The following is an 18,282-nucleotide window of genomic DNA, read 5'->3' as shown; positions in this document are numbered from 1 at the left end:
TTCCGTGCTCATTGACTCACATCGAAGCTGCGGCTTTCATTTACCGCTGATACCAGGAGCTGCTGTGCCCATGCCCCCCATGCACTGATGTGCCAGGTTTCGGAAACGGGTTGCCCATGGTGCGAGTTGGGCGATTCCGCCTCATTCGTAGCCGCGCCGACTGGCCGCGGCTGCGAATGAGCCCGGCGCTGTAGCGCTTATCGCCGGGCCGGGGGGGATGCTGAGGTCGCGTACCTCGCGCAGATGCAGCTCCATGGCTGCGGCGGCGGCCATCCCGTCGCGGCGGGCGACGGCGTCGTAGATGAGGTGGTGGCCGCGCAGTGAGATGCGGCGGCCGAGTTTGGTGCGGTGCGAGAGGGCTCGGGTGCGACGGGTCCAGTCGGTGGTCATGGTGCACAGGGTGACCAGGAGCGGGTTCTGTGCGGCGTGCGCCAGCAGGGTGTGGAATTCGATATCCAGACGCAGTGATTCGGTGGCGGAGAGGGTTTCGTGGCTCTGCCCGAGCACGGTCTCCAGCGAGAGCAGATTCGATTCCACGGCGCGCAGTGCCGCCAAATGGGCGATGCGTGGTTCGACGAGATCCCGGAGCTCGCTGGCGTAGCCGAGTTCGATATCGGCCTCGGCGAGACTGCCTGCCAATTGCGCTGCCCCGCGCGCCATCTCGGTGACGGTGCTGCCGCGTCCCTGGCGGCGCTCGATGAGCTTTTTCGATTCCAGTTCGAACATGGCCTGCCGGAGGGACGATCGGGAGATGTTCATACTGGCGGCGAGTTCGCGTTCGGACGGGAGTTTATCGCCAGCGCACAGCTCACCGCTGATGATCAGGCCCTCCAGGTGCGCCGCGACCTCCGCGCTCACACTGCGGGAGCGGCGGCTCAGCGGTGGTATCGAAGTGGTCACCGTCTCAACTCTAAATCCGTTCGTATGCTTGCCATTTCGCGCCTGTAAACCGTTGGTTACGTTAGGTTTCGAAGTACGCCCTCGGTCGTTCGCCTATCTTATGGTCGGCATATCGGATGGTCCGACCAATTGCGGTCGGGTATGGAAGGTATGGGCGTGACGTCGATCGTGCAGGAGTTCGTTCCCGCGTTTCCGGTGCTGCAGCAGGGTGAGGGGATCGGCAGTGCGGACCGCTACATCCCCGCCGAGCCGCCGAAGGTGTTGTGGGGGCGCGTCCCCTGTATCGGCGACAAGCCCATCGCCACCGTCGACCCCGGGCAGACGGTGGTCATCGACACCATCAGCCATGAGGGCATTCTCGAGGATCAGGGTTCGGACCCGGTCGCCTACTTCGGCAAGCACGGCGTCGACGCCGGTCATATCCTCACCGACACGGTCGAAGTCGCCGCCGCCCGCAAGCGTGACTCCCTCGCCGGGCCGCATATCGTCACCGGTCCGATCGCTGTGACCGGTGCGCAGCCCGGAGACCTGCTCGCCATTCGCATCGACGACCTGGCCATGCGCGCGCCCTACGGCGTCGTGTCCACCCGGCACAATCGCGGTGTTCTCGCGCGCCGTCTCGGCTTCGACGGTGACTACGGTCAGTTCTGCAGCGTGGCATCGCGCGACGGAGAGTGGTTCGGTGGCATGCCGATGCACCCCGACCGGCCCCATCGGGCGGAGTTCCCGATCAATCCGTTCCTGGGGCTCATCGGTGTGGCCACCGATACCGATTCGCATATCTCCTCGGTGCCGCCCGGTCAGCACGGCGGCAATATCGATATCCGGCGCCTCACGCCGGGTGCGACGTTGTTCCTGCCCGTGCAGGTCGAGGACGCGCTGTTCTATATCGGCGACCCGCATTTCGCGCAGGGCAATGGCGAGGTGGCGCTCACCGCGCTGGAAGCGCCGCTGCGCGCCCGCCTCACCGTCGATCTGGTTCCGGCCGCCGAGGTGACGGCCGGCCTCGGCCGTTCCATCGGCCCGTTCGCGGCCGCCCACGGGTTTGTCATCCCCACCGGCCTGGATCCCGATCTGAACCGAGCGCTCGAGGTCTGTGTCCGCAATGCCGTCGAAATGGTGGTGTCGCTGTTCGACGCCGACCCGCAGCAGGCCTACCTCTACCTCAGTGCCGCAACGGATTTCAATATCTCGCAGGCCGTGGACCAGGTGCGTGGTGTGCACGGCGAGATCCGGGTGGCCGACTTCGCGCACCATGCCACCACCGACCTGGCGCGCCGCATTCTGGGGCGTGCGTAGTGGAAGCGGACCCACGGGGGAGTGGTGACGGTGTCTGGCGCGTACTGGGCGCGCCCCTGGTAGCGGCCACCGCACCGGGCCCGCTGTCCGGTCACGGCGTAGCGGTGAAGGACCTCTACGCCGTAGCCGGATTCGCGCTCGGCGCAGGCGTACCCGATTATCTCGGCGAACCGCAGCCCGATCACGCCGCCGCGGTTTCGCAGCTGCTGGCTGCCGGCGCCGACCTCACCGGGATTGCGCACACCGACGAATTCGCCTACAGCATCACCGGATCCAACGGACGGTACGGCATGCCGGTGAATCCGGCAGCCCCCGAACGCATTCCGGGTGGTTCCTCCAGCGGTTCCGCCGTCGCCGTGGCCCGCGGCGCGGTCACCCTCGGCCTCGGCACCGACACCGCGGGCTCCATCCGAGTCCCTGCCGCCTATCAGGGTCTCTGGGGAATTCGCACCACCCACGGCCGCATCTCCACCGAGGGTCTCCTCCCACTGGCCCCTTCCTTCGACACCGTCGGCTGGATGGCTCGTGACCCGGAAACACTTGCTGCTGTGGCTGATTGCCTGCTGCCGAACCCCAACTCGACCTCGCAGCGCCTCGTCGCCGATCCCGCGCGCCTCGTCACGGATCCTCCGCAGCTTGTCGTCGATCCGGCGCTGTGCGTGGTCGCCGACGGCGACCTCGCGAGCCGCGCACTCTCCGCCGCCAACGCCCTGGGCGCCGCCGAACTGGATCTCGACGCCGACCTCGACGCCTGGTTCACCGCCTTCCGCACCGTCCAGGCACACGAAGCCTGGACCACCCACGGCCCCTGGATCACCGCCCATCCGGGCGCCCTGGAACCCGAAGTGGCCCAACGCTTCGCCTACGCCGCCACCATCTCCGACCCCGCCGCCGACCGCGCCCGCGCAGTGGTAGCCGCCGCAGCCGCCCACCTCCGAACCGCCTTGACCGGCCGAACCCTCCTACTCCCCACCACCGCAACCCTCCCACCCCCGCGCACGGCCCCCGCCATCACCTTGGAGGCGGGCCGCACCCGCACCCTCCATCTGACCTGCCTGGCCTCCCTCGCAGGCCTCCCCGCAGTCACCCTCCCCACCCACCCGATCGACGCCCTCCCCGTAGGCCTCTGCCTCCTAGGCGCCCCCAACACCGACCACACCCTCATCCGCCAGGCCCACCTCATCGCGTTATCCCACCTCCCTCAACCACACTGACCAATCAACGCCGACTGAGATCCGCCAGTCCTCGACATCGTCCGAAATCCCGCCAGCCCCACGCATCTCAACCGCCCCCCATCCACGCGCGCACCCCTGCCTCTGACGCCGAGTGGGCTCTCATGGTGGCGACCCACCCCGCAGTTGTCCACCACCAGAGCCCTCTCGGCGCGGGCTGGGTTGGCGTGATGGACGTTTTGCTGCTCACCACTGATTACGGTGATCCGGCAGCCCCGCTGAAGCTCACCGGCTACCATCCCTCGGCGTCGATCGGCGCCCGGCTGCCGCATGCCTGGCTGCCGGACGGCCGTTCCACCCTCGAGCTGGTCGGTTCCGGCCCTGCGCACCACTCGGGAATCAACTGCCCGAACAACTTCGGCGGGAGTGCGGCCTCCCCGAGACCACCTCGCTCTCCGTCCGCCCGGACGGGCACATTGCCGCACGCCGTGGATGAGACTTGCCGAACTGCCCGTAGCGGGCGGTGTGGTAGTGCTTCCGACTGCCGTAGGCGAAGGCGTGCCCGCAGGCTCGGGTGTGGCTAATGCGTGAATATCCCGTCCTGAATGCGGCTGGTGCGGGCGACTATTCGGCCTGCCTTGAGCACGTAGTTGCGGTCGGGGCGGTCCAATAGGGCGTCGGCTACGCGGTGGGTGGAGAGCACAATCAGGTCGGCTGGGGCGCCGGGGCGTAGGCCGTAGTCGTGGGCGATGCCGATGACGCGGGCGGCCTCGGTGGTGGCCATGGCGAGGACTCGGGTCAGGTCTGCGGGGCCGGAGAGGTGGCAGGTCTGGGCGAGGAACAGGCCGATGTCGAGGAGGTCGGCATTGCCGTAGGGGGTGAAGGCATTGCGAATGTTGTTGGAGGAGTAGGCGGTGGTGACGCCTGCTGCCCAGAGTTCGCGGAGGGGGGCGATGCCGCGGCGGATATTGGTGGTGTCGGTGCGGCCGCCGAGGTGCATATCGGTGGCGGGGAGGGGGACCACCGCGACACCGGCGGCGGCCAGGCGGGTGAGGGTATGGCCACGGCGGGAGGGGTCTTGGCCGGACAGGGAGGTCATGTGGCCCAGCGTTACTCGGCCGGACATGCCGGTGCGGTCGGTGACGTCGGCGATGTAGTCGGCCATGGCGAAGCGCGGATCGGTGGCATCGTCGGCGAAATCGGCGTGGATGTCCACGGGGACATCGAATTCGGCGGCGAGGTCGAAGACCAGGTCGATGTGGCGGCGGCATTCGGCGACCGTGGGTTCGCTGTAGGCGCAGCCGCCGATGACATCGGCGCCGCGGCGGAGGCTCTCGCGGAGCAGAGCGAGGGTGCCGGGGGCTTGCAGGATGCCCTCCTGCGGAAACGCCACGATCTGCAGGTCGATGCGGTCGCGGTATTCCTCGCGCAGTTCGAGCAGTGCCTGCACACCGCGCAGCCCGACAATCGGATCGACATCGGGATGCGCGCGAATCACTGTGGTGCCGTGGGTGATTGCCATATCCATAATACGTCGGGCGCGATCGCGAATGGAGTCGACGGTGAACCCGCGCTTGAGTTCGGCGGTGACCGCGATGGCTCCGGCCAGCGTGCCGTCGGGGTTCGGCTTTTCGGCGTCCAGCAGCGCCTTGTCCAGGTGCACATGGGATTCGACGAGCCCGGGAATGACCACGCGCCCGGCGCACTCGATTTCGTCACGGCCCTGCTCGGGCAAGCTGCGGCCGATATCGGTGATGCGACCGCCGGCAATGACGATATCCACCGGATCGATGTCATCGTCGATGCGGGCATTACGCAGCACAAGATCCGCCATGGGTGCCTCCTGAACGAAAGTGTCACCGTTTGTATACGACCGGCGTGTTTCGTTCGAGGGCGAGAATTGCTGCGCTGAGGTTACGAGCCGCCTTGCCCGGCAAGGACTTCCGGCGGGCTAGGGCAGCTGGCGCAGCCGATAGGCGTACGCCGCATGCGCGATATGGTCGGCGACCACCTGCGCGGCGCGGTCCGGATCCCCGGCCTCCAGCGCGGCGCAGATCTCCTCGTGCTCATGCCAGGAGTCGCTGGCCCGGCGCGGCAGCTCGACGGCGTAGACCCAGGCGATCTTCCAGCTCAGCTGGGTGATCAGCTGTTCGAGCAGGGTGCTGCCGGACGCCTCGGCGAGCACCTCGTGGAAGCGGCTGTTGAGGCGGGTCAGCTCTTCCAGGCGACCGGCGTGCACGGCATCCTGACCCAGCATCGTGAGTTCCTTGAGCCGCCCGAGCTGTTCGGGCGTGCGGCGCACGGCCGCGCGCGAGGCGCACAGCGGTTCCAGGCGGGCGCGGATCTCCAGCAGATCCGCCGCCTCCTCCTCGGTCAATTCCGCGACGAAGACTCCGGCATAGGGCCGTGACGAGGCGAAACCCTCTGCCTCCAGGGTGCGCAACGCTTCCCGCACCGGCACTCGCGAGACACCGTAGCTCTCGGCGAGCGACTCCTCGGTGAGGCGCTGGCCCGGGGCGAACACCCCACTGATGATGTCGTCGCGAATCGCGCGGCACAGCTGCTGCGGCGTCATGCGCCGGACGGTGCTGCTCACTGTGGCTTCACAAGCATCACTATGGCCTCACAAACGGCACTGCGGCCTCACAGACGAAACGGGAAACGGGCATTTGCATACGATCCATCGTGCTGGCGCCGGATCGATTGCCGCCAATGTACTGCATGAAAGCGGTTGCCCGCCTGCGCGACCGCGGGCTGTGCCGACACTGTGTGACCTGCATTGCCCCACCGCATTTTTCGGCTCGCCGGTATGAGGCAGTTTGTATACGATGCGCTGCATATCTGTCCGGAAGGATTTCATGGATCCCGCGCAGCTGGTTCTACTGCTCCTCGCCGGTTTCGGTGCGGGCGTCTGCAATGCCATCGCCGGCGGCGGCAGCCTGCTCTCATTTCCCGCACTGCTGGCCACCGGCCTGCCGCCGGTCGCGGCCACCGTCACCAATTCGGTCTCGGTCTGGCCGGGTTACCTGGGCGGCGCGGCGGCACTGCGCAAACGGCTCGACGAACACCGTGCACTGGTCCCGCGACTGATACTGACCGGTGCCGTCGGCGCCGGCGGCGGGGTCATCGCACTGCTGGCGGCCCCGCCCAAGGTCTTCGCCGCGCTGGTTCCGTATCTGATTCTCGCGGCCACCGCCCTGGTCGCGGCGCAGCCGTTCATGTCCAAACTGCTGTCCGCGCGCCGGGGCGACGGCGATTCCCAGCTGCTGCTGTTCGCCGGGGTATTCCTCGGCGGCGTCTACGGCGCGTACTTCAACGGCGGTATGGGCATCGTCCTGCTGACGGCGCTGGCTCTCGGCATCGACGCCTCGATCACACAGCTGAACGGCCTGAAAAGCCTGCTCACCCTGACGGTGTCGACCACCGCCATGATCGCCGTCGCACTGTTCGGCCCCGTGCACTGGCTGTCCGTGCTGGTGCTCGCACCCGCCTGCCTGCTCGGCGGCGTGGCGGGCGCGAAACTCGCGGACCGCCTGCGGCCGGGCGCCTTCCGCGCCCTCGTCATCGTCTTCGGCGTCGGCGCGGGCACCGCCATGCTGCTGGCCTGAGGCATTCCCACCCCTTCGAAAGAGGTACACACCGATGCACGACCTACTGCTCCGCGGCGGCCGCCCCTGGACCCCCGGCCGGCCCCTGGAAACCGCCGATATCGCGATCAGCGGCGGCCGAATCACCGCGATCGGCCCGAACCTCACCGGAACCGCCACGGAGAGCATCGATCTGGCGGGCGCGCTGGTCCTGCCCGGCCTGGTCGACTCCCACTGCCATCTCGACAAGACCATGTACGGCGGCCCCTGGGTGCCCAACAGCGGTGGCCTGACCCTGCAGGGCCGCATCGCGAACGGGGAAGGCCGCCGCGATGAACTCGGCCTGCCCAGTGCCGATTACGCGGCGAATCTGCTGGGAGCCATGATCTCCGGTGGCACCGCCCACGTGCGCAGTCATATCGATATCGACCCGGAGGTCGGATTGCGCGGGGTGGACGCCGTGCGCGCCGCGGCCGCGCGGTATTCGGATCGAGTGGACGTCCAGCTGGTCGCCTTCCCCCAGGGTGGCCTGCTGACCCGCCCCGGCACCGACAAACTCCTGGAGGCCGCCCTGGCCGACGGCGTCGAGGTGATCGGCGGCCTGGACCCGGCCGGATACGACCGCAATGCCAACGGCCAGCTCGATCTGATCTTCGGCCTCGCCGAGAAGTACGGCGCGCGCATCGATATCCATCTGCACGACCGCGCCGCGCTGGGCGCCTGGCAGTACGACCTGATCATCGAGCGCACCCGGGCCACCGGGCTGTCCGGTCGCGTCACCATCAGTCATGCCTACGCCATGGGGGAGCTGGCGCCGGGCGAGCAGCGGCGCATTGCGGAAAGCCTTGCCGAGGCCGGAGTTTCGATGGTCACCTGCGCGGTCGGGGACGCCCCGGTGGTACCGGTCCGGCTGCTGCACGAGGTGGGCGCGACCCTGGCGCTCGGCAATGACGGCATTCGCGATCTGTGGACCCCGTACGGCGACGGCGACATGCTGCGCCGCATTATGACGGTGGCCTTCCGTGACCGCCTGGTCTCCGATCCGGAGATCGAACTGGCGCTCGCCGCCGGAACCTACGGTGGCGCACAGGTTCTCGGTCTCACCGACTACGGATTGACCGCGGGAGCGGCCGCCGACCTCTTCACCGTCAGCGCCGAAACACCGGCCGCCGCTGTGGTTTCCGTGGCGCCGCGCACGCTGGTGCTCAAGCGTGGCCGGGTGGTGGCGCGCCATGGCGTTCTCGTCGAGAACTGATCGTATACGAAACAGTGGCGTAATCATGTAGACCGCGAACGGCAATGAGCCACCGATAGAACTGTGAAGCATGAGCACCACCGCTTCACAAGCCATTACCGGTCCGGGCCGGGCCGGTGCGACGGATGCCGCCGATGACGGCAACGTATACATCCGCCCGGCCGCCACCGCCCCGGCGCTGGCGTTCCAGAACGTCTCGCTGGTCTTCGAGAACGGCACGCACGCGCTCGACGGCATCGATATCGACATTCGCCCAGGCGAATTCGTCTCCCTGGTCGGACCCTCCGGCTGCGGTAAATCGACCCTGCTGCGCCTGGCCGCCGGATTCGACAAGCCCACCGCGGGCGCCGTCGCGGCGGCCACCAGCAAGCTGGGATACGTCTTCCAGGAGGCGACCCTGCTGCCGTGGCGCTCGGTACTGCGCAATGTCGAACTCCCCGCCGAACTCTCGGGCGTGGACAAGGCCACCCGCCGCGCCGCGGCCCGGGACGCCATCGAGCGGGTGGGCTTGTCGGGCTTCGAGAACCACAAGCCCGCACAGCTTTCCGGCGGTATGCGCATGCGCACCTCGATCGCCCGCGCACTCACCGTGGCACCGGAGCTGTTCCTCTTCGACGAACCCTTCGGCGCCCTCGACGAGATCACCCGGCAGCGACTGAACGAAGAGGTGAGCGGCCTGTACCGCCGTTCGGGTTTCACCGGCGTGTTCGTCACCCACTCCGTGGCCGAGGCGGTGTTCATGTCCACCCGGGTCGTGGTGCTGACCGGTCGCCCCGGCCGGGTCGCCGCGGACATCCCGGTGCCCCTGGACTTCCCGCGCACCCCGGAACTGCGCTACACCCCCGAATTCGGGGCCATCGCCGCCACCGTCTCGGCGGCGCTGCACGACGCCGAACGCACCGACATCACACCGACCGGGAGGGCCGCATGACCGCCGCCACCGCCCGCTCCGCCACCGCCGCAACGCTTGTCGCCGCGGTCATGGCGGGCGACAACTCCACCGAGGCCGCGCCCCTGAGCGGCGCGACCGCAGCTCCCGAGCCTGTCGCCGACGCGGGACTGCGCACTCCGGACCCGGGCGATCACCGAAAACTGCGATGGCCCTTCGCGATCGCCCCCATTCGCATCATCGCCCCGGTGACCGTCTTCGTCCTCGTCATCTCCGCCTGGACCGTGGTCAGCCACTTCGTGCTCGCCGCGGACTCCCGATTCCTGCTGCCCCCGCCGGAATCGGTGTTGTCCAAAGGCCTGCTGAATGCCGCGACCCGCACCGAGATCCTCACGGCGCTGGGCGCCACCGTGCAGATCGCGCTCACCGGCCTCGCCATCGCCATTGTGCTCGGCGTCGCCTTCGCGGTGCTCATGAGCCAGGCCCGCTGGGCCGAGTACTCCCTCTACCCGTATGCGGTGATCTTGCAGACGATTCCGGTGCTGGCGGTGGTTCCGCTCTTCGGCTTCTGGTTCGGCTACGAATTCGGCAGCCGCGTCATCGTCTGCGTCATGGTGTCGCTGTTCCCGGTCATCACCAATACCCTGTTCGGCCTGAAGTCGGTGCAGCCCGCCGAACACGACCTGTTCACCCTGCACGGCGCGAACCGGTGGCAGCGGCTGCTGAAACTGCAACTGCCCGCGGCACTTCCGGCCATGATCACCGGCTTCAAGATCTCCGCCGGTATGGCCATCATCGGCTCCATCGTCGCCGACTTCTTCTTCCGCCAGGGTGATCCCGGCATCGGCCGCATGATCGATGTCTACCGGCAGCGCCTGGCCACCGAAGAACTGCTCACCGCTCTGCTGCTGTCCTCCCTCGTCGGCCTGATCCTGTTCTGGGCCTTCGACTTTCTCGCCGCACGCGTCGATCGCGCCCACGGTAAGCGCGCCTGATTTCCACCCCTCTGTGACAACCAAGGAATCTCGTGAAGAAACGTCTCCTCGCCACTGCCGCGCTCGCGGGCAGCCTCAGCCTTGTGCTCGCGGCCTGCGGCGGTAGCTCCTCCTCGCCCAAGCCGACCGGTCAAGGCGTCCTCGCCGGTGTATGCCCGGCCACCGTGGTGATCCAGACGGATTGGTACGCCACTCCCGAGCGCGCCGCCGCCTATCAGCTCGTCGGCCCCAACGGCACCGTCGAGGCCAAGAAGGGCGCGTACGTCGGCCCGCTCGGCGATACCGGCGTGAATGTCGAAGTGCGCCTGGGCGGTCCGTTCCTCGGCGGCCAGCCGGTGCCGGCCCAGATGTACCAGGACACCAGCATCACCCTGGGCCTGGTGCCCACCGACGAGCAGATCCGGGCCGAGGCCAAACTCCCGCTCACCGGCGTCTTCGCCTCGCTGCAGACCAATCCGCAGGTCATCATGTGGGATCCCGCGACCTACCACATCAATTCGTGGAAGGACGTGGCCGCCAGCGGTGCGCCGATCCTGTACTCCGAGGGCAAGCCCTATATGGACTACCTCGTCGCCAATGGCGATGTGAAGAAGGAGCAGCTCGACGCCTCCTACGACGGCACCCCCAGCCGCTTCGTCGCCGAAAAGGGCCGAGTCATGCAGCAGGGCTACGTCTCCAATGAGCCCTACCGCTGGGAACACGATGTGAAGGGCTGGCAGAAGCCCACCGGCAGCCTGCTGGTGTCCCGGTCCGGCTATGAGATCTACCCGCATCAGTGGTCGGTGCGCACCGGGGAACTCGACAAGCTCCGCCCCTGCCTGCAGAAGCTCGTCCCCATGCTGCAGCAGGCCCAGATCGACTACGCCGCCAACCCCGAACCCACCAACCAGGCCCTGCTGCACATTTCGCAGGCCATCCCCGACGGCCCGCCCATGACCGCGGCGGCCAATACCGACTCCGTCAAGGTCCAGTTGGCGGACAAGATCATCGCCAATGGCCCCGGCAATACCCTCGGTAATTTCGACACCGCCCGCATCGACCGTGTCATCGCGGCGGTCACCCCGATCCTGAAGAGTCAGGGTCAGCAGGTCCCGGACGGTCTCGCCGCCAAGGATCTGGTCACCAATGAATTCATCGATCCGGCAAAGGGATTGAAGACCCAGGGCTGAGTGCTCAGGCGGTGACGCGCTCGCGCAGAGCCTGGCAGCGGCGCAGAATATCGTCGCGATCGGACTGCTCCGGCACCGAATCGGCCACGGACCGCTCGATCATCGCCGCCTGATCCAACAGCACCCGCTGCCGCTCCGGCGCGCTCGTCCGATCCATGATCTGGGTGAGCGCGTCGAGCTGGCGAATCATAATGGCGGGCATACCGATTCCCGCCTGCCGAATCTTCTCGAAGGAACGCTGCACCAGGCGTTCATAACTGACCTGCTCGGCGATCACCCGGATCTGCCCGTCACGGGATCGCCGCACCGGCAGGGGATCCCAGGAGACCGCGAGCCGGGACAGGCAATCACCCAGCCAGTCGATGCACGTCATCACGGTGAAGGTGTCATTGACCGCCAGGGACAGCGCCCGCAGCGCGATCTCGACCAATTGGTCGATGCCGAAGGAAATGTCCTGGGTGAGAGTGCGTGTCGGCCCGGCCACATGACCTCGATCGAGCTTGACCGCCACCACCTCGGCCGCCGAGGCCGGCCACACCATCGCCATGACCTGACCCTCGGTGAGGAAATGTCCTGGGCGATAAGGCAAATGGATGACCGCATCGGCCTTCTCGGCAATATGAACCAGCTTCTCATAGCGGATGTACTGCAGATATCCACTGGTGGCGGTGCGCACCGGACCACCGGATTCGGCCATCAGCGCCAGCAATTCGGCGGACGAGGGCCCGGTCTCGATACCCGTGCTCGATGCGATGCCGTCGGTATAGGCCGCCGTCGCGAGGGAGACATCGCGCGCGATCCCGGCGATCACCCTGGGCAGCTGGATCTCCTGCGCGATGTGATTGATGAAGTAGATCAGCACCACCAGATCGAGCACCAGCGAGGCGATCGCCACCGTGGTGCTGATGTGCGGCACGAACTCCGGCCCGACCACCACCAGCGTCGCGACCGTATAGACGAACGTCGCCACGAAGGTGCCGAGCGTCAGCTGCGTACCGCGATCGCGAATGAAGTTGCGCAGCATGCGCGGACCGAACTGCGTCGAGGCCAGCGTCAGCGCCACGATGGTGATCGAGAAGACCACGCCGACCACCGTGATGATGGCGGCCGCGATCGCCGTGAGCACCTGCCGCGCGGCATCGGGCGTACCGCCGATCACCCAGGAGGGAATCCCGAACTCACCGCGGAACGTCGCCCGGTCCAGGCCGTAGGTGAGGACGAATACCGCTACCGCGGCGAGCACTTCGATGGTGGGAACGAACCACAGATTCGTTCGCAGCGTGTCCCGCCGCCGGTCCCATTCGGGATTGATGCCGCGCACGGTGCGCCTCCAGCTGGATCGATGAGTTGACGTGCCGGCCACACTCCCCGCCGTACCTGGATGAAATGTATACGCGCGGAACGCGGAAGGGAGACATGAGCGCTCCCTCCGCGATCCGTGCCGACAGCTTTCGCCGAGTAGTCGGGGCTATGCGTCGAGCAGTGCGCTCGCGCGCTCACCCGCCCGCAGCAGCATGGTGATCGCGGCCTCGGCCAGGTCCGGATCGATATCGGCGAGCGCGGCATCGGTCAATTGCCTTGCGTGGGTGTACATCTGCTTGAAGTGTGCCGCGCCCGCGGCCGTGAGCTCCACTGTCGCGGCGGCCGTGTCGAACACGATGTCGCCGGTCGGCGCGATGCGCTCCAGCAGGCTGATGACCTGTGGCCGAGGCAGATCCATGCGCTGATCCAGCTCGGCCACCACTACGGCGAGGGGCAGAACGGGACCCTGTTCACTCAGCAGCGTGAACAGCATCCAGGTCGGGAAATCGGCGTGCTGGTCGGCCAGCGCGCGGTCGTGCAGCTTTTTGATCCGGTGCGCGGTTTCGCCGAGTGCGCGGCCGAGGCTCGGCCGCGGCGCGGAATTCTGGGTCATGAGAACCTCCAAGAAACGTTGGTGAGACCAACGCTACTCCGAGATCGATGGTCGCGCCAACGAGAAATGTTCCCCAGACTCAGCGCGAGGTCTTCTCCAGCTGATGCGCCACCAGGTCGAGGAAGGCGTCGACCTCCTCGCGGTGGTAGGCGGCCGTACCGCCGGGCGCGGTGTGAAAAGCCGTGCCGCGCACATCTTCCGCGGTGAGGCCGTTCGGCCCGTCGTGAGCGAGGGTGGCCGCCAGGCGATCGAGGAAGGCGCCCACCTCCTCGGCCGCATAACCGGTCAGGCCGAATGGGGGAGCGGAGAACTGGACGCGCAGTACATCATCGACGGTGAGGCGATCCCGGTCGCGACCCGTCGGCACCCGATGGCGGCCGCGGCGCACGAACTCCAATTCCAGACAGGCCTGATCCAGGAATTCGTCCACCTGCTGAATGTCATAGCCGCGATGCCCGCGCGGAGCGTCGTCGAATTCGACCAGCCGGATGTCGGCGGTGCTGAGGTGATCATGACCGATCATGGTGTCGGCGATACGTGTTCGGAAGGCATCCACCTGGGCCGGATGGTAGCCGTGGTGCCCGAACGGTGCTGTGCCGAAGTGCCTGCGGCGAACGTCCTCGGGGGTCACGTCGGTCATTGTGCCAATGTGCTCATGTCCGAATCGTCGCCGCCCCTGGTGGGTCCGCTTTGTCGGGTGAGTCCGTGTGCGCGTGGCGGATTCAGTCCTTGCGCACACCGTCGATGAGCAGCCGCCGAATGGCCTGGGTGAGACCGTCGATCGCGGCCTGGTCGAGATCGGGATTGCGCAGCCCGTGCAGGATCGCCGCCAGCAGCATGCCGGTGACGGCCTTCGCGGTATTGACGGTGTCCAGATCGGCGCGCAGATACCCCTGTTCCACACCGTGTTCCAGATAGGCGGTGGTCAATGCGTCCGCGGTATCGAGCAATCCGTACAACCGCATGGTCAGTTCGGCGTCGATGCCCGTGGCCTGGAACAGCAGCAGCTGCGCCACCCGGCGATCCTCGAGGAAGATGCTGTTGAGTGCCACCCCGATCCGCTCGAGCTGACCCCGGTACGCCTCCAGGCTCTCAGCCGCGTCGGGTGCGTTCTCGGTGCCCAGCGCCTCCACGATGCGGGCGGCCAGATCATCGATGACGTGATCGATGATGTCGCGCTTATTGGCGAAGTACCGGTAGAAGGTGCCGTGCCCGATGCCCAGCTCATTGGCGATATCGGCAATGCCGGTGGCGTGATAGCCCCGCTCGGCGAAGCAGGCGAACGCGGTATCGATGATCTCCTGGCGGAGCTCGGCCTTGCGCCGTTCGACTCGGGAGGATGGCTTCGTCACCAGGCCGATGATACGGTGTTCACAAACGGAATGAGATGTCATTCCGTGACAACTGAGTCACAGGGCTCTTGCGAGCCGCAGTTTTCAGGGAGGTTCGGCGTGGCACCTCAGTACGACGCCATCGTGGTCGGTGCGGGTTTCGGCGGCATGGGCGCGGGCATCGAATTGGATCGGCTCGGTCTGAGCAATTTCGTGATCCTGGAGCGCGAGGACGACCTCGGCGGCACCTGGCACGTCAATCACTATCCGGGCCTGGCCGTGGACATCGCCTCGGTCACCTACTCCTATTCATTCGAGCCGAACCCGAATTGGTCGCGCCTGTTCGCGCCGGGCGCCGAGCTCAAGAAGTACGCCGAGCACGTGGCCGACAAGTACGACCTGCGCCGGCGCATGCGCTTCGACACCGTGGTCGGGGGAGCGCGCTGGGACGAAGAGCAGCAGCACTGGGTCGTCGCGATCGAGAACGGCGAATCCCTCACCGGCCGTTACCTGTTGACCGCCACCGGCTTCCTGTCGCAGCCGTACACGCCGCCGTTCCCGGGGATCGATACCTTCAAGGGCAAGATCATCCACACCACCCGGTGGGAGAACGACTTCGATCTCACCGATCGCAAGGCCGCCATCATCGGCACCGGAGCCACTGCCGTGCAGCTGATTCCGGAGGTCGCCAAGAAGGTGCAGGCGCTCACCGTCTTCCAGCGCACCCCGATCTGGGTGGTGCCCAAGGTCGACGTCGCCATCTCGAAGTCGGTGCAGTCGCTCTTCGCGCGGGTTCCTTTGACGCAGAAGGCCGCCCGGCTGGCCAATACCACAGCGCTGGAGGCCCTCATGGTCGTCGGTGTGCTGCACTTCAAGCAGGCCAAGCCGTTGAACAAGGCCGCCGCCGCGCTGGCCAAGGCGCATCTGCGGACTTCGGTGAAGGACAAGGAAACTCGGAAGAAGCTCACGCCGGATTACGATTTCGGCTGCAAGCGCCCCACCTTCTCGAACCTGTACTTCAAGACCTTCAACGAACCGCATGTGCGTCTGGAGACCAACTCCATCGACCACATCGAGCCCGACGGCATCGTCACCGCCGACGGCAACAAGACCGAGATCGACACCCTGATCCTGGCCACCGGCTTCAACCTGTGGGATGTGAACTTCCCGGCCATCGAGATCATCGGCCGCGAGGGCGTCAACCTCGGAAAGTTTTGGCGCGACAACCGCTTCCAGGCCTACGAGGGCATCACCGTGCCGAAGTTCCCGAACTTCGTCAGCCTCAACAGCCCGTACTCCTACAGCGGTCTGTCCTACTTCACCACCATCGAGGCCCAGATGAAGCATATGGGCCGGCTCTTCGGTGAGATGAACCGTCGCGGCGAGCAGGTCTTCGAGGTCACCGAGCAGGCCAATACCGGATTCCTGGACCGGGTCACCGACAAGCTGGATTCCTCGGTGTTCTATAGCGGCCAGTGCTCCACCGCGCGCAGCTACTACTACAACCAGCACGGTGAGGCGGCGCTGCTGCGTCCCACCAGCACGTTGAACGCGCATCGCGAAGCGGTGACCTTCCCGCTCGACGACTACACCTACGGCACGCAGTCGGCCTGAGCCGAGTACTCCGTGCCCGGCGATGATCGCCGGGCACGGAGCCGCGTGCTGTCAGTCGCGCACGACCGCATAACGGGCGCAGGCGAGTTCGCCGTTCGATGCGACCTCGATGGGCGTGAGCTCGAGCCGCCGCGGCAGCAGCGGTGCACCCGAACCCAGCGTGACGGGTGCGAAGGACACCACGATCTCGTCGAGCAGTCCGTGATCGGCGAACTGCCCCGCCAGATCGCCGCCGCCCGCCACCCACAGCTTCTTGTCCCCGGCCGCCGCTGTCATCTGCGCATGTACGGCCGGTACCGATGCGCTGGTGAAGCGGATATCCCGGCCGGGCTGCGGCGGGAACTCGCGATGGGTGATCACCCACGCCGGCATGTCGTAGGGCCAGGTATCGGGCGCGTTGTCGAGCAGCCACTGATAGGTATTGGCGCCCATGACCAATGCGCCGATCTCGGCGATGAACCCGTTGTAACCCATCGCCCCGTCACCGTCGCTCTTGCGCGAGAGCAGCCAGCTCAGGGAATGCTCGGCGTCGGCGATGAATCCGTCGAGACTGCTGGCGGTGTAATAGGTGGTGAAGGACATCTCAGCCTCTCTGCCGTAGCCACGTGATCGGATCTCCGTGGCCGAGTTCTCTTGCGGTGTCGGGTAATTCGCTGGCCAGCCACTGCCGTGCCAGCAGTCTGCGGTGTGCGGAATAGGTGAGTACGTGCGCGATCACACTGCCGAGCACAAAACTCTCCGGCGGATCGCAGAGCGCGTCGATGAGGGTGTCGTTCCAGCCTCCGCGCCGATCGATCTCGCGCACCGTCGCCAGCCACCGGGGACCGATCTCCTCGAAGCATTCGAGCAGCGCCGCCGGATCGTCGCCGGGCTGCTCGGGACTGTCCGCGCCCTCGACCGCCGCCAGCCACACCTGTTTCGTCCACACCAGCTGCAACAGCACCGCGGCGAGCGACTCCTCGGCGCCGGACCACGGGATCACCGTGAATCCCGGTGCACGTACGTGGCGGTATCGGTCCGCACTCAGTCCGGCCGCGAGAGTCAACAGCTCCCGGGTGTCATCGAGATCCTGATGCAGCATGATCGCGGTCGGATCCATATCGGCCCGTCCTTTCGGTTCGCTCTGCACCCACAGCGACATGGGCGGATGGAAATGGACGCCGTTCACCGCCGGTAGCCATCTGGCCGCCCGTTCGCGGCCGGTGCTGCTCGGCGGATGCCCGTAGGCGCGGCTGTATGCCCGGCTGAACCCCTCCACCGATTCGTATCCGGCCGCGAATGCCACGTCTGTGACACGCGCGCCCCGGCTCAGCTCCCAGGCCGCCCGTTCCAGCAGCACTCGTCGCCGCAGCGCCACCGGGGATTCGCCGGTGCCGCGGGCGAACTGCCGGGAGAAGTGGAACGGCGAGGCATAGGCGCCTGCCGCCATATCGCCGAGCGTCGAATTGTCCTCTGCCAGTACCGCGTCCAGCAGTTCGCGGAGCCGATCCCGTCCGATGTGCACCCGATCAGTCTGGCCGGACCGCCCGCCGCGGCGCTTGATCGAACTTGCTGTGTCCTTCGCCCTGGGCGAATCCAGTACAGGTCGGCGCGGCCTATCTCAGCTTCAGCTGGCAGACTGTCTGGGAAACGACCACTCGACCACTCAAATTAAGGGCTGACTTCGACGATGGACCTTCTGCTGCCGCTGCTGCTGGTTGCCTTGCTCATCCCGATGTTCCTGGGCGTCCGCCGCCAGAAGCGGGAACAGGCCAAGGTGATCGAAATGCAGGACACCCTGAAGGTCGGTGACCGCGTCGTCACCACGTCGGGCCTGTTCGGCACCGTGGTCGAGGCCGATGACACCTCCGTGGATCTCGAGATCGCCGAGGACGTCGTCACCACCTGGCTGCGTGCCAGCATTCGCGAGATCCGCAATGAGGATGCCGACGCCACGACCGAAGGGTCGGCCGACACCGCTCCGGAAGCCGAGTCCGACCATGCTCTGGAGGCGCAGTCCGGCAACGCCCTCGGGGCCACGTCCGATGCTGCCACCGAGAACGCCGACGAAGCCCCCCGGCTGTCCAAGGACTGAGATTCCCGCGCGCCGCCGGCCTCCGCGATCCGGTGGCCAGACGGCGCTGCGGTGTGCCCGCTCGTTCCACCTCGAATCCGCC

General features: G+C 66.8%; 18 protein-coding genes. 9 read left to right on the top strand and 9 right to left on the bottom strand.

Translation table 11 applies throughout. From position 1 onward, the window contains the following. Positions 1 to 141: 141 nt before the first annotated feature. Positions 142 to 900 carry a FadR/GntR family transcriptional regulator gene (locus OG716_RS17285; protein ID WP_405138593.1) on the bottom strand — a complete coding sequence of 253 codons (759 nt, stop codon included), beginning with the start codon at positions 898 to 900 and terminating at the stop codon, positions 142 to 144. A gap of 156 nt (positions 901 to 1,056) precedes the next feature. On the opposite strand from OG716_RS17285, the gene OG716_RS17280 reads away from it, so the two are divergent. Both OG716_RS17280 and OG716_RS17275 read left to right on the top strand, forming a co-directional pair. Continuing rightward, entirely contained in the window at positions 1,057 to 2,199 is a 1,143-nt protein-coding gene (locus OG716_RS17280; RefSeq protein WP_405138592.1) for an acetamidase/formamidase family protein, read from the top strand. Continuing rightward, the gene (locus tag OG716_RS17275; RefSeq protein ID WP_405138591.1) at positions 2,199 to 3,413 is read left to right on the top strand and encodes an amidase family protein; all 1,215 of its coding nucleotides are present in this window, start codon (positions 2,199 to 2,201) and stop codon (positions 3,411 to 3,413) included. Before OG716_RS17280 ends, OG716_RS17275 begins: the two co-directional genes overlap by 1 nt. A 538-nt stretch (positions 3,414 to 3,951) precedes the next feature. Here the strand turns inward: OG716_RS17275 and OG716_RS17270 are convergent. Then, entirely contained in the window at positions 3,952 to 5,205 is a 1,254-nt protein-coding gene (locus tag OG716_RS17270) for an amidohydrolase family protein (RefSeq protein ID WP_405138590.1), read from the bottom strand. A 117-nt stretch (positions 5,206 to 5,322) separates the two neighbouring features. Further along, positions 5,323 to 5,967 carry a GntR family transcriptional regulator gene (locus tag OG716_RS17265; RefSeq protein ID WP_405138589.1) on the bottom strand — a complete coding sequence of 215 codons (645 nt, stop codon included), beginning with the start codon at positions 5,965 to 5,967 and terminating at the stop codon, positions 5,323 to 5,325. A 262-nt stretch (positions 5,968 to 6,229) separates the two neighbouring features. Between OG716_RS17265 and OG716_RS17260 the strand changes: the two genes are divergently transcribed. The 5 genes from OG716_RS17260 to OG716_RS17240 all read left to right on the top strand — a co-directional run bounded on the left by OG716_RS17260 (position 6,230) and on the right by OG716_RS17240 (position 11,266). Next, positions 6,230 to 6,979 carry a sulfite exporter TauE/SafE family protein gene (locus tag OG716_RS17260; protein ID WP_405138588.1) on the top strand — a complete coding sequence of 250 codons (750 nt, stop codon included), beginning with the start codon at positions 6,230 to 6,232 and terminating at the stop codon, positions 6,977 to 6,979. Between the two features lie 34 nt (positions 6,980 to 7,013). Beyond that, positions 7,014 to 8,213, top strand: coding sequence for an amidohydrolase (locus tag OG716_RS17255; protein ID WP_405138587.1), 1,200 nt, complete (start codon positions 7,014 to 7,016; stop codon positions 8,211 to 8,213). A 70-nt stretch (positions 8,214 to 8,283) separates the two neighbouring features. Continuing rightward, positions 8,284 to 9,144, top strand: a complete 861-nt coding sequence (locus OG716_RS17250; RefSeq protein WP_405138586.1) for an ABC transporter ATP-binding protein — start codon at positions 8,284 to 8,286, stop codon at positions 9,142 to 9,144. Continuing rightward, positions 9,141 to 10,097, top strand: a complete 957-nt coding sequence (locus tag OG716_RS17245; protein ID WP_405138585.1) for an ABC transporter permease — start codon at positions 9,141 to 9,143, stop codon at positions 10,095 to 10,097. Before OG716_RS17250 ends, OG716_RS17245 begins: the two co-directional genes overlap by 4 nt. 32 nt (positions 10,098 to 10,129) lie before the next feature. Continuing rightward, entirely contained in the window at positions 10,130 to 11,266 is a 1,137-nt protein-coding gene (locus OG716_RS17240; protein ID WP_405138584.1) for an ABC transporter substrate-binding protein, read from the top strand. Positions 11,267 to 11,270: 4 nt separating this feature from the next. Here OG716_RS17240 and OG716_RS17235 read toward each other — a convergent pair whose 3' ends face one another. The 4 genes from OG716_RS17235 to OG716_RS17220 all read right to left on the bottom strand — a co-directional run bounded on the left by OG716_RS17235 (position 11,271) and on the right by OG716_RS17220 (position 14,575). Beyond that, positions 11,271 to 12,587, bottom strand: a complete 1,317-nt coding sequence (locus OG716_RS17235; protein WP_405138583.1) for a DUF2254 domain-containing protein — start codon at positions 12,585 to 12,587, stop codon at positions 11,271 to 11,273. 147 nt (positions 12,588 to 12,734) lie between these two features. Continuing rightward, positions 12,735 to 13,181, bottom strand: coding sequence for a hypothetical protein (locus tag OG716_RS17230; protein WP_405138582.1), 447 nt, complete (start codon positions 13,179 to 13,181; stop codon positions 12,735 to 12,737). 79 nt (positions 13,182 to 13,260) lie between these two features. Then, complete coding sequence (locus OG716_RS17225) at positions 13,261 to 13,821, bottom strand: DivIVA domain-containing protein (RefSeq protein ID WP_405138581.1); 561 nt, start codon at positions 13,819 to 13,821, stop codon at positions 13,261 to 13,263. Between the two features lie 82 nt (positions 13,822 to 13,903). Then, positions 13,904 to 14,575 carry a TetR/AcrR family transcriptional regulator gene (locus tag OG716_RS17220; protein ID WP_405138580.1) on the bottom strand — a complete coding sequence of 224 codons (672 nt, stop codon included), beginning with the start codon at positions 14,573 to 14,575 and terminating at the stop codon, positions 13,904 to 13,906. Between the two features lie 57 nt (positions 14,576 to 14,632). On the opposite strand from OG716_RS17220, the gene OG716_RS17215 reads away from it, so the two are divergent. Further along, positions 14,633 to 16,126, top strand: coding sequence for a flavin-containing monooxygenase (locus tag OG716_RS17215; RefSeq protein WP_405138579.1), 1,494 nt, complete (start codon positions 14,633 to 14,635; stop codon positions 16,124 to 16,126). A 51-nt stretch (positions 16,127 to 16,177) separates the two neighbouring features. On the opposite strand, the gene OG716_RS17210 is transcribed toward OG716_RS17215, so the two are convergent. After that, positions 16,178 to 16,708 carry a dihydrofolate reductase family protein gene (locus tag OG716_RS17210; RefSeq protein WP_405138578.1) on the bottom strand — a complete coding sequence of 177 codons (531 nt, stop codon included), beginning with the start codon at positions 16,706 to 16,708 and terminating at the stop codon, positions 16,178 to 16,180. Between the two features lies 1 nt (position 16,709). Then, positions 16,710 to 17,630 (bottom strand): helix-turn-helix domain-containing protein, encoded by a 921-nt coding sequence (locus tag OG716_RS17205; protein WP_405138577.1) that lies wholly within the window; start codon positions 17,628 to 17,630, stop codon positions 16,710 to 16,712. A 165-nt stretch (positions 17,631 to 17,795) separates the two neighbouring features. Between OG716_RS17205 and yajC the strand changes: the two genes are divergently transcribed. Further along, a complete protein-coding gene (gene yajC / locus OG716_RS17200) occupies positions 17,796 to 18,200 on the top strand; it encodes a preprotein translocase subunit YajC (RefSeq protein ID WP_355120406.1) in 405 nt (134 codons plus the stop codon). The last annotated feature ends 82 nt before the right edge of the window (positions 18,201 to 18,282 follow it).

Origin of the sequence: Nocardia sp. NBC_01388, assembly GCF_045040085.1 — a bacterium.
GTDB lineage: Bacteria > Actinomycetota > Actinomycetes > Mycobacteriales > Mycobacteriaceae > Nocardia.
The sequence above is the reverse complement of the archived record's forward strand: the minus strand, read 5'-3'. Positions and strand labels throughout refer to the sequence as shown.

Bases quoted from the DNA above. Each gene is read 5' to 3' on its own strand.
- OG716_RS17245 (WP_405138585.1), top strand. From the start codon at position 9,141: ATGACCGCCGCCACCGCCCGCTCCGCCACCGCCGCAACGCTTGTCGCC.
- OG716_RS17260 (WP_405138588.1), top strand. From the start codon at position 6,230: ATGGATCCCGCGCAGCTGGTTCTACTGCTCCTCGCCGGTTTCGGTGCG.
- OG716_RS17250 (WP_405138586.1), top strand. From the start codon at position 8,284: ATGAGCACCACCGCTTCACAAGCCATTACCGGTCCGGGCCGGGCCGGT.
- OG716_RS17220 (WP_405138580.1), bottom strand. From the start codon at position 14,575: ATGACATCTCATTCCGTTTGTGAACACCGTATCATCGGCCTGGTGACG.
- OG716_RS17255 (WP_405138587.1), top strand. From the start codon at position 7,014: ATGCACGACCTACTGCTCCGCGGCGGCCGCCCCTGGACCCCCGGCCGG.
- yajC (WP_355120406.1), top strand. From the start codon at position 17,796: ATGGACCTTCTGCTGCCGCTGCTGCTGGTTGCCTTGCTCATCCCGATG.
- OG716_RS17270 (WP_405138590.1), bottom strand. From the start codon at position 5,205: ATGGCGGATCTTGTGCTGCGTAATGCCCGCATCGACGATGACATCGAT.
- OG716_RS17210 (WP_405138578.1), bottom strand. From the start codon at position 16,708: ATGTCCTTCACCACCTATTACACCGCCAGCAGTCTCGACGGATTCATC.
- OG716_RS17225 (WP_405138581.1), bottom strand. From the start codon at position 13,821: ATGACCGACGTGACCCCCGAGGACGTTCGCCGCAGGCACTTCGGCACA.
- OG716_RS17230 (WP_405138582.1), bottom strand. From the start codon at position 13,181: ATGACCCAGAATTCCGCGCCGCGGCCGAGCCTCGGCCGCGCACTCGGC.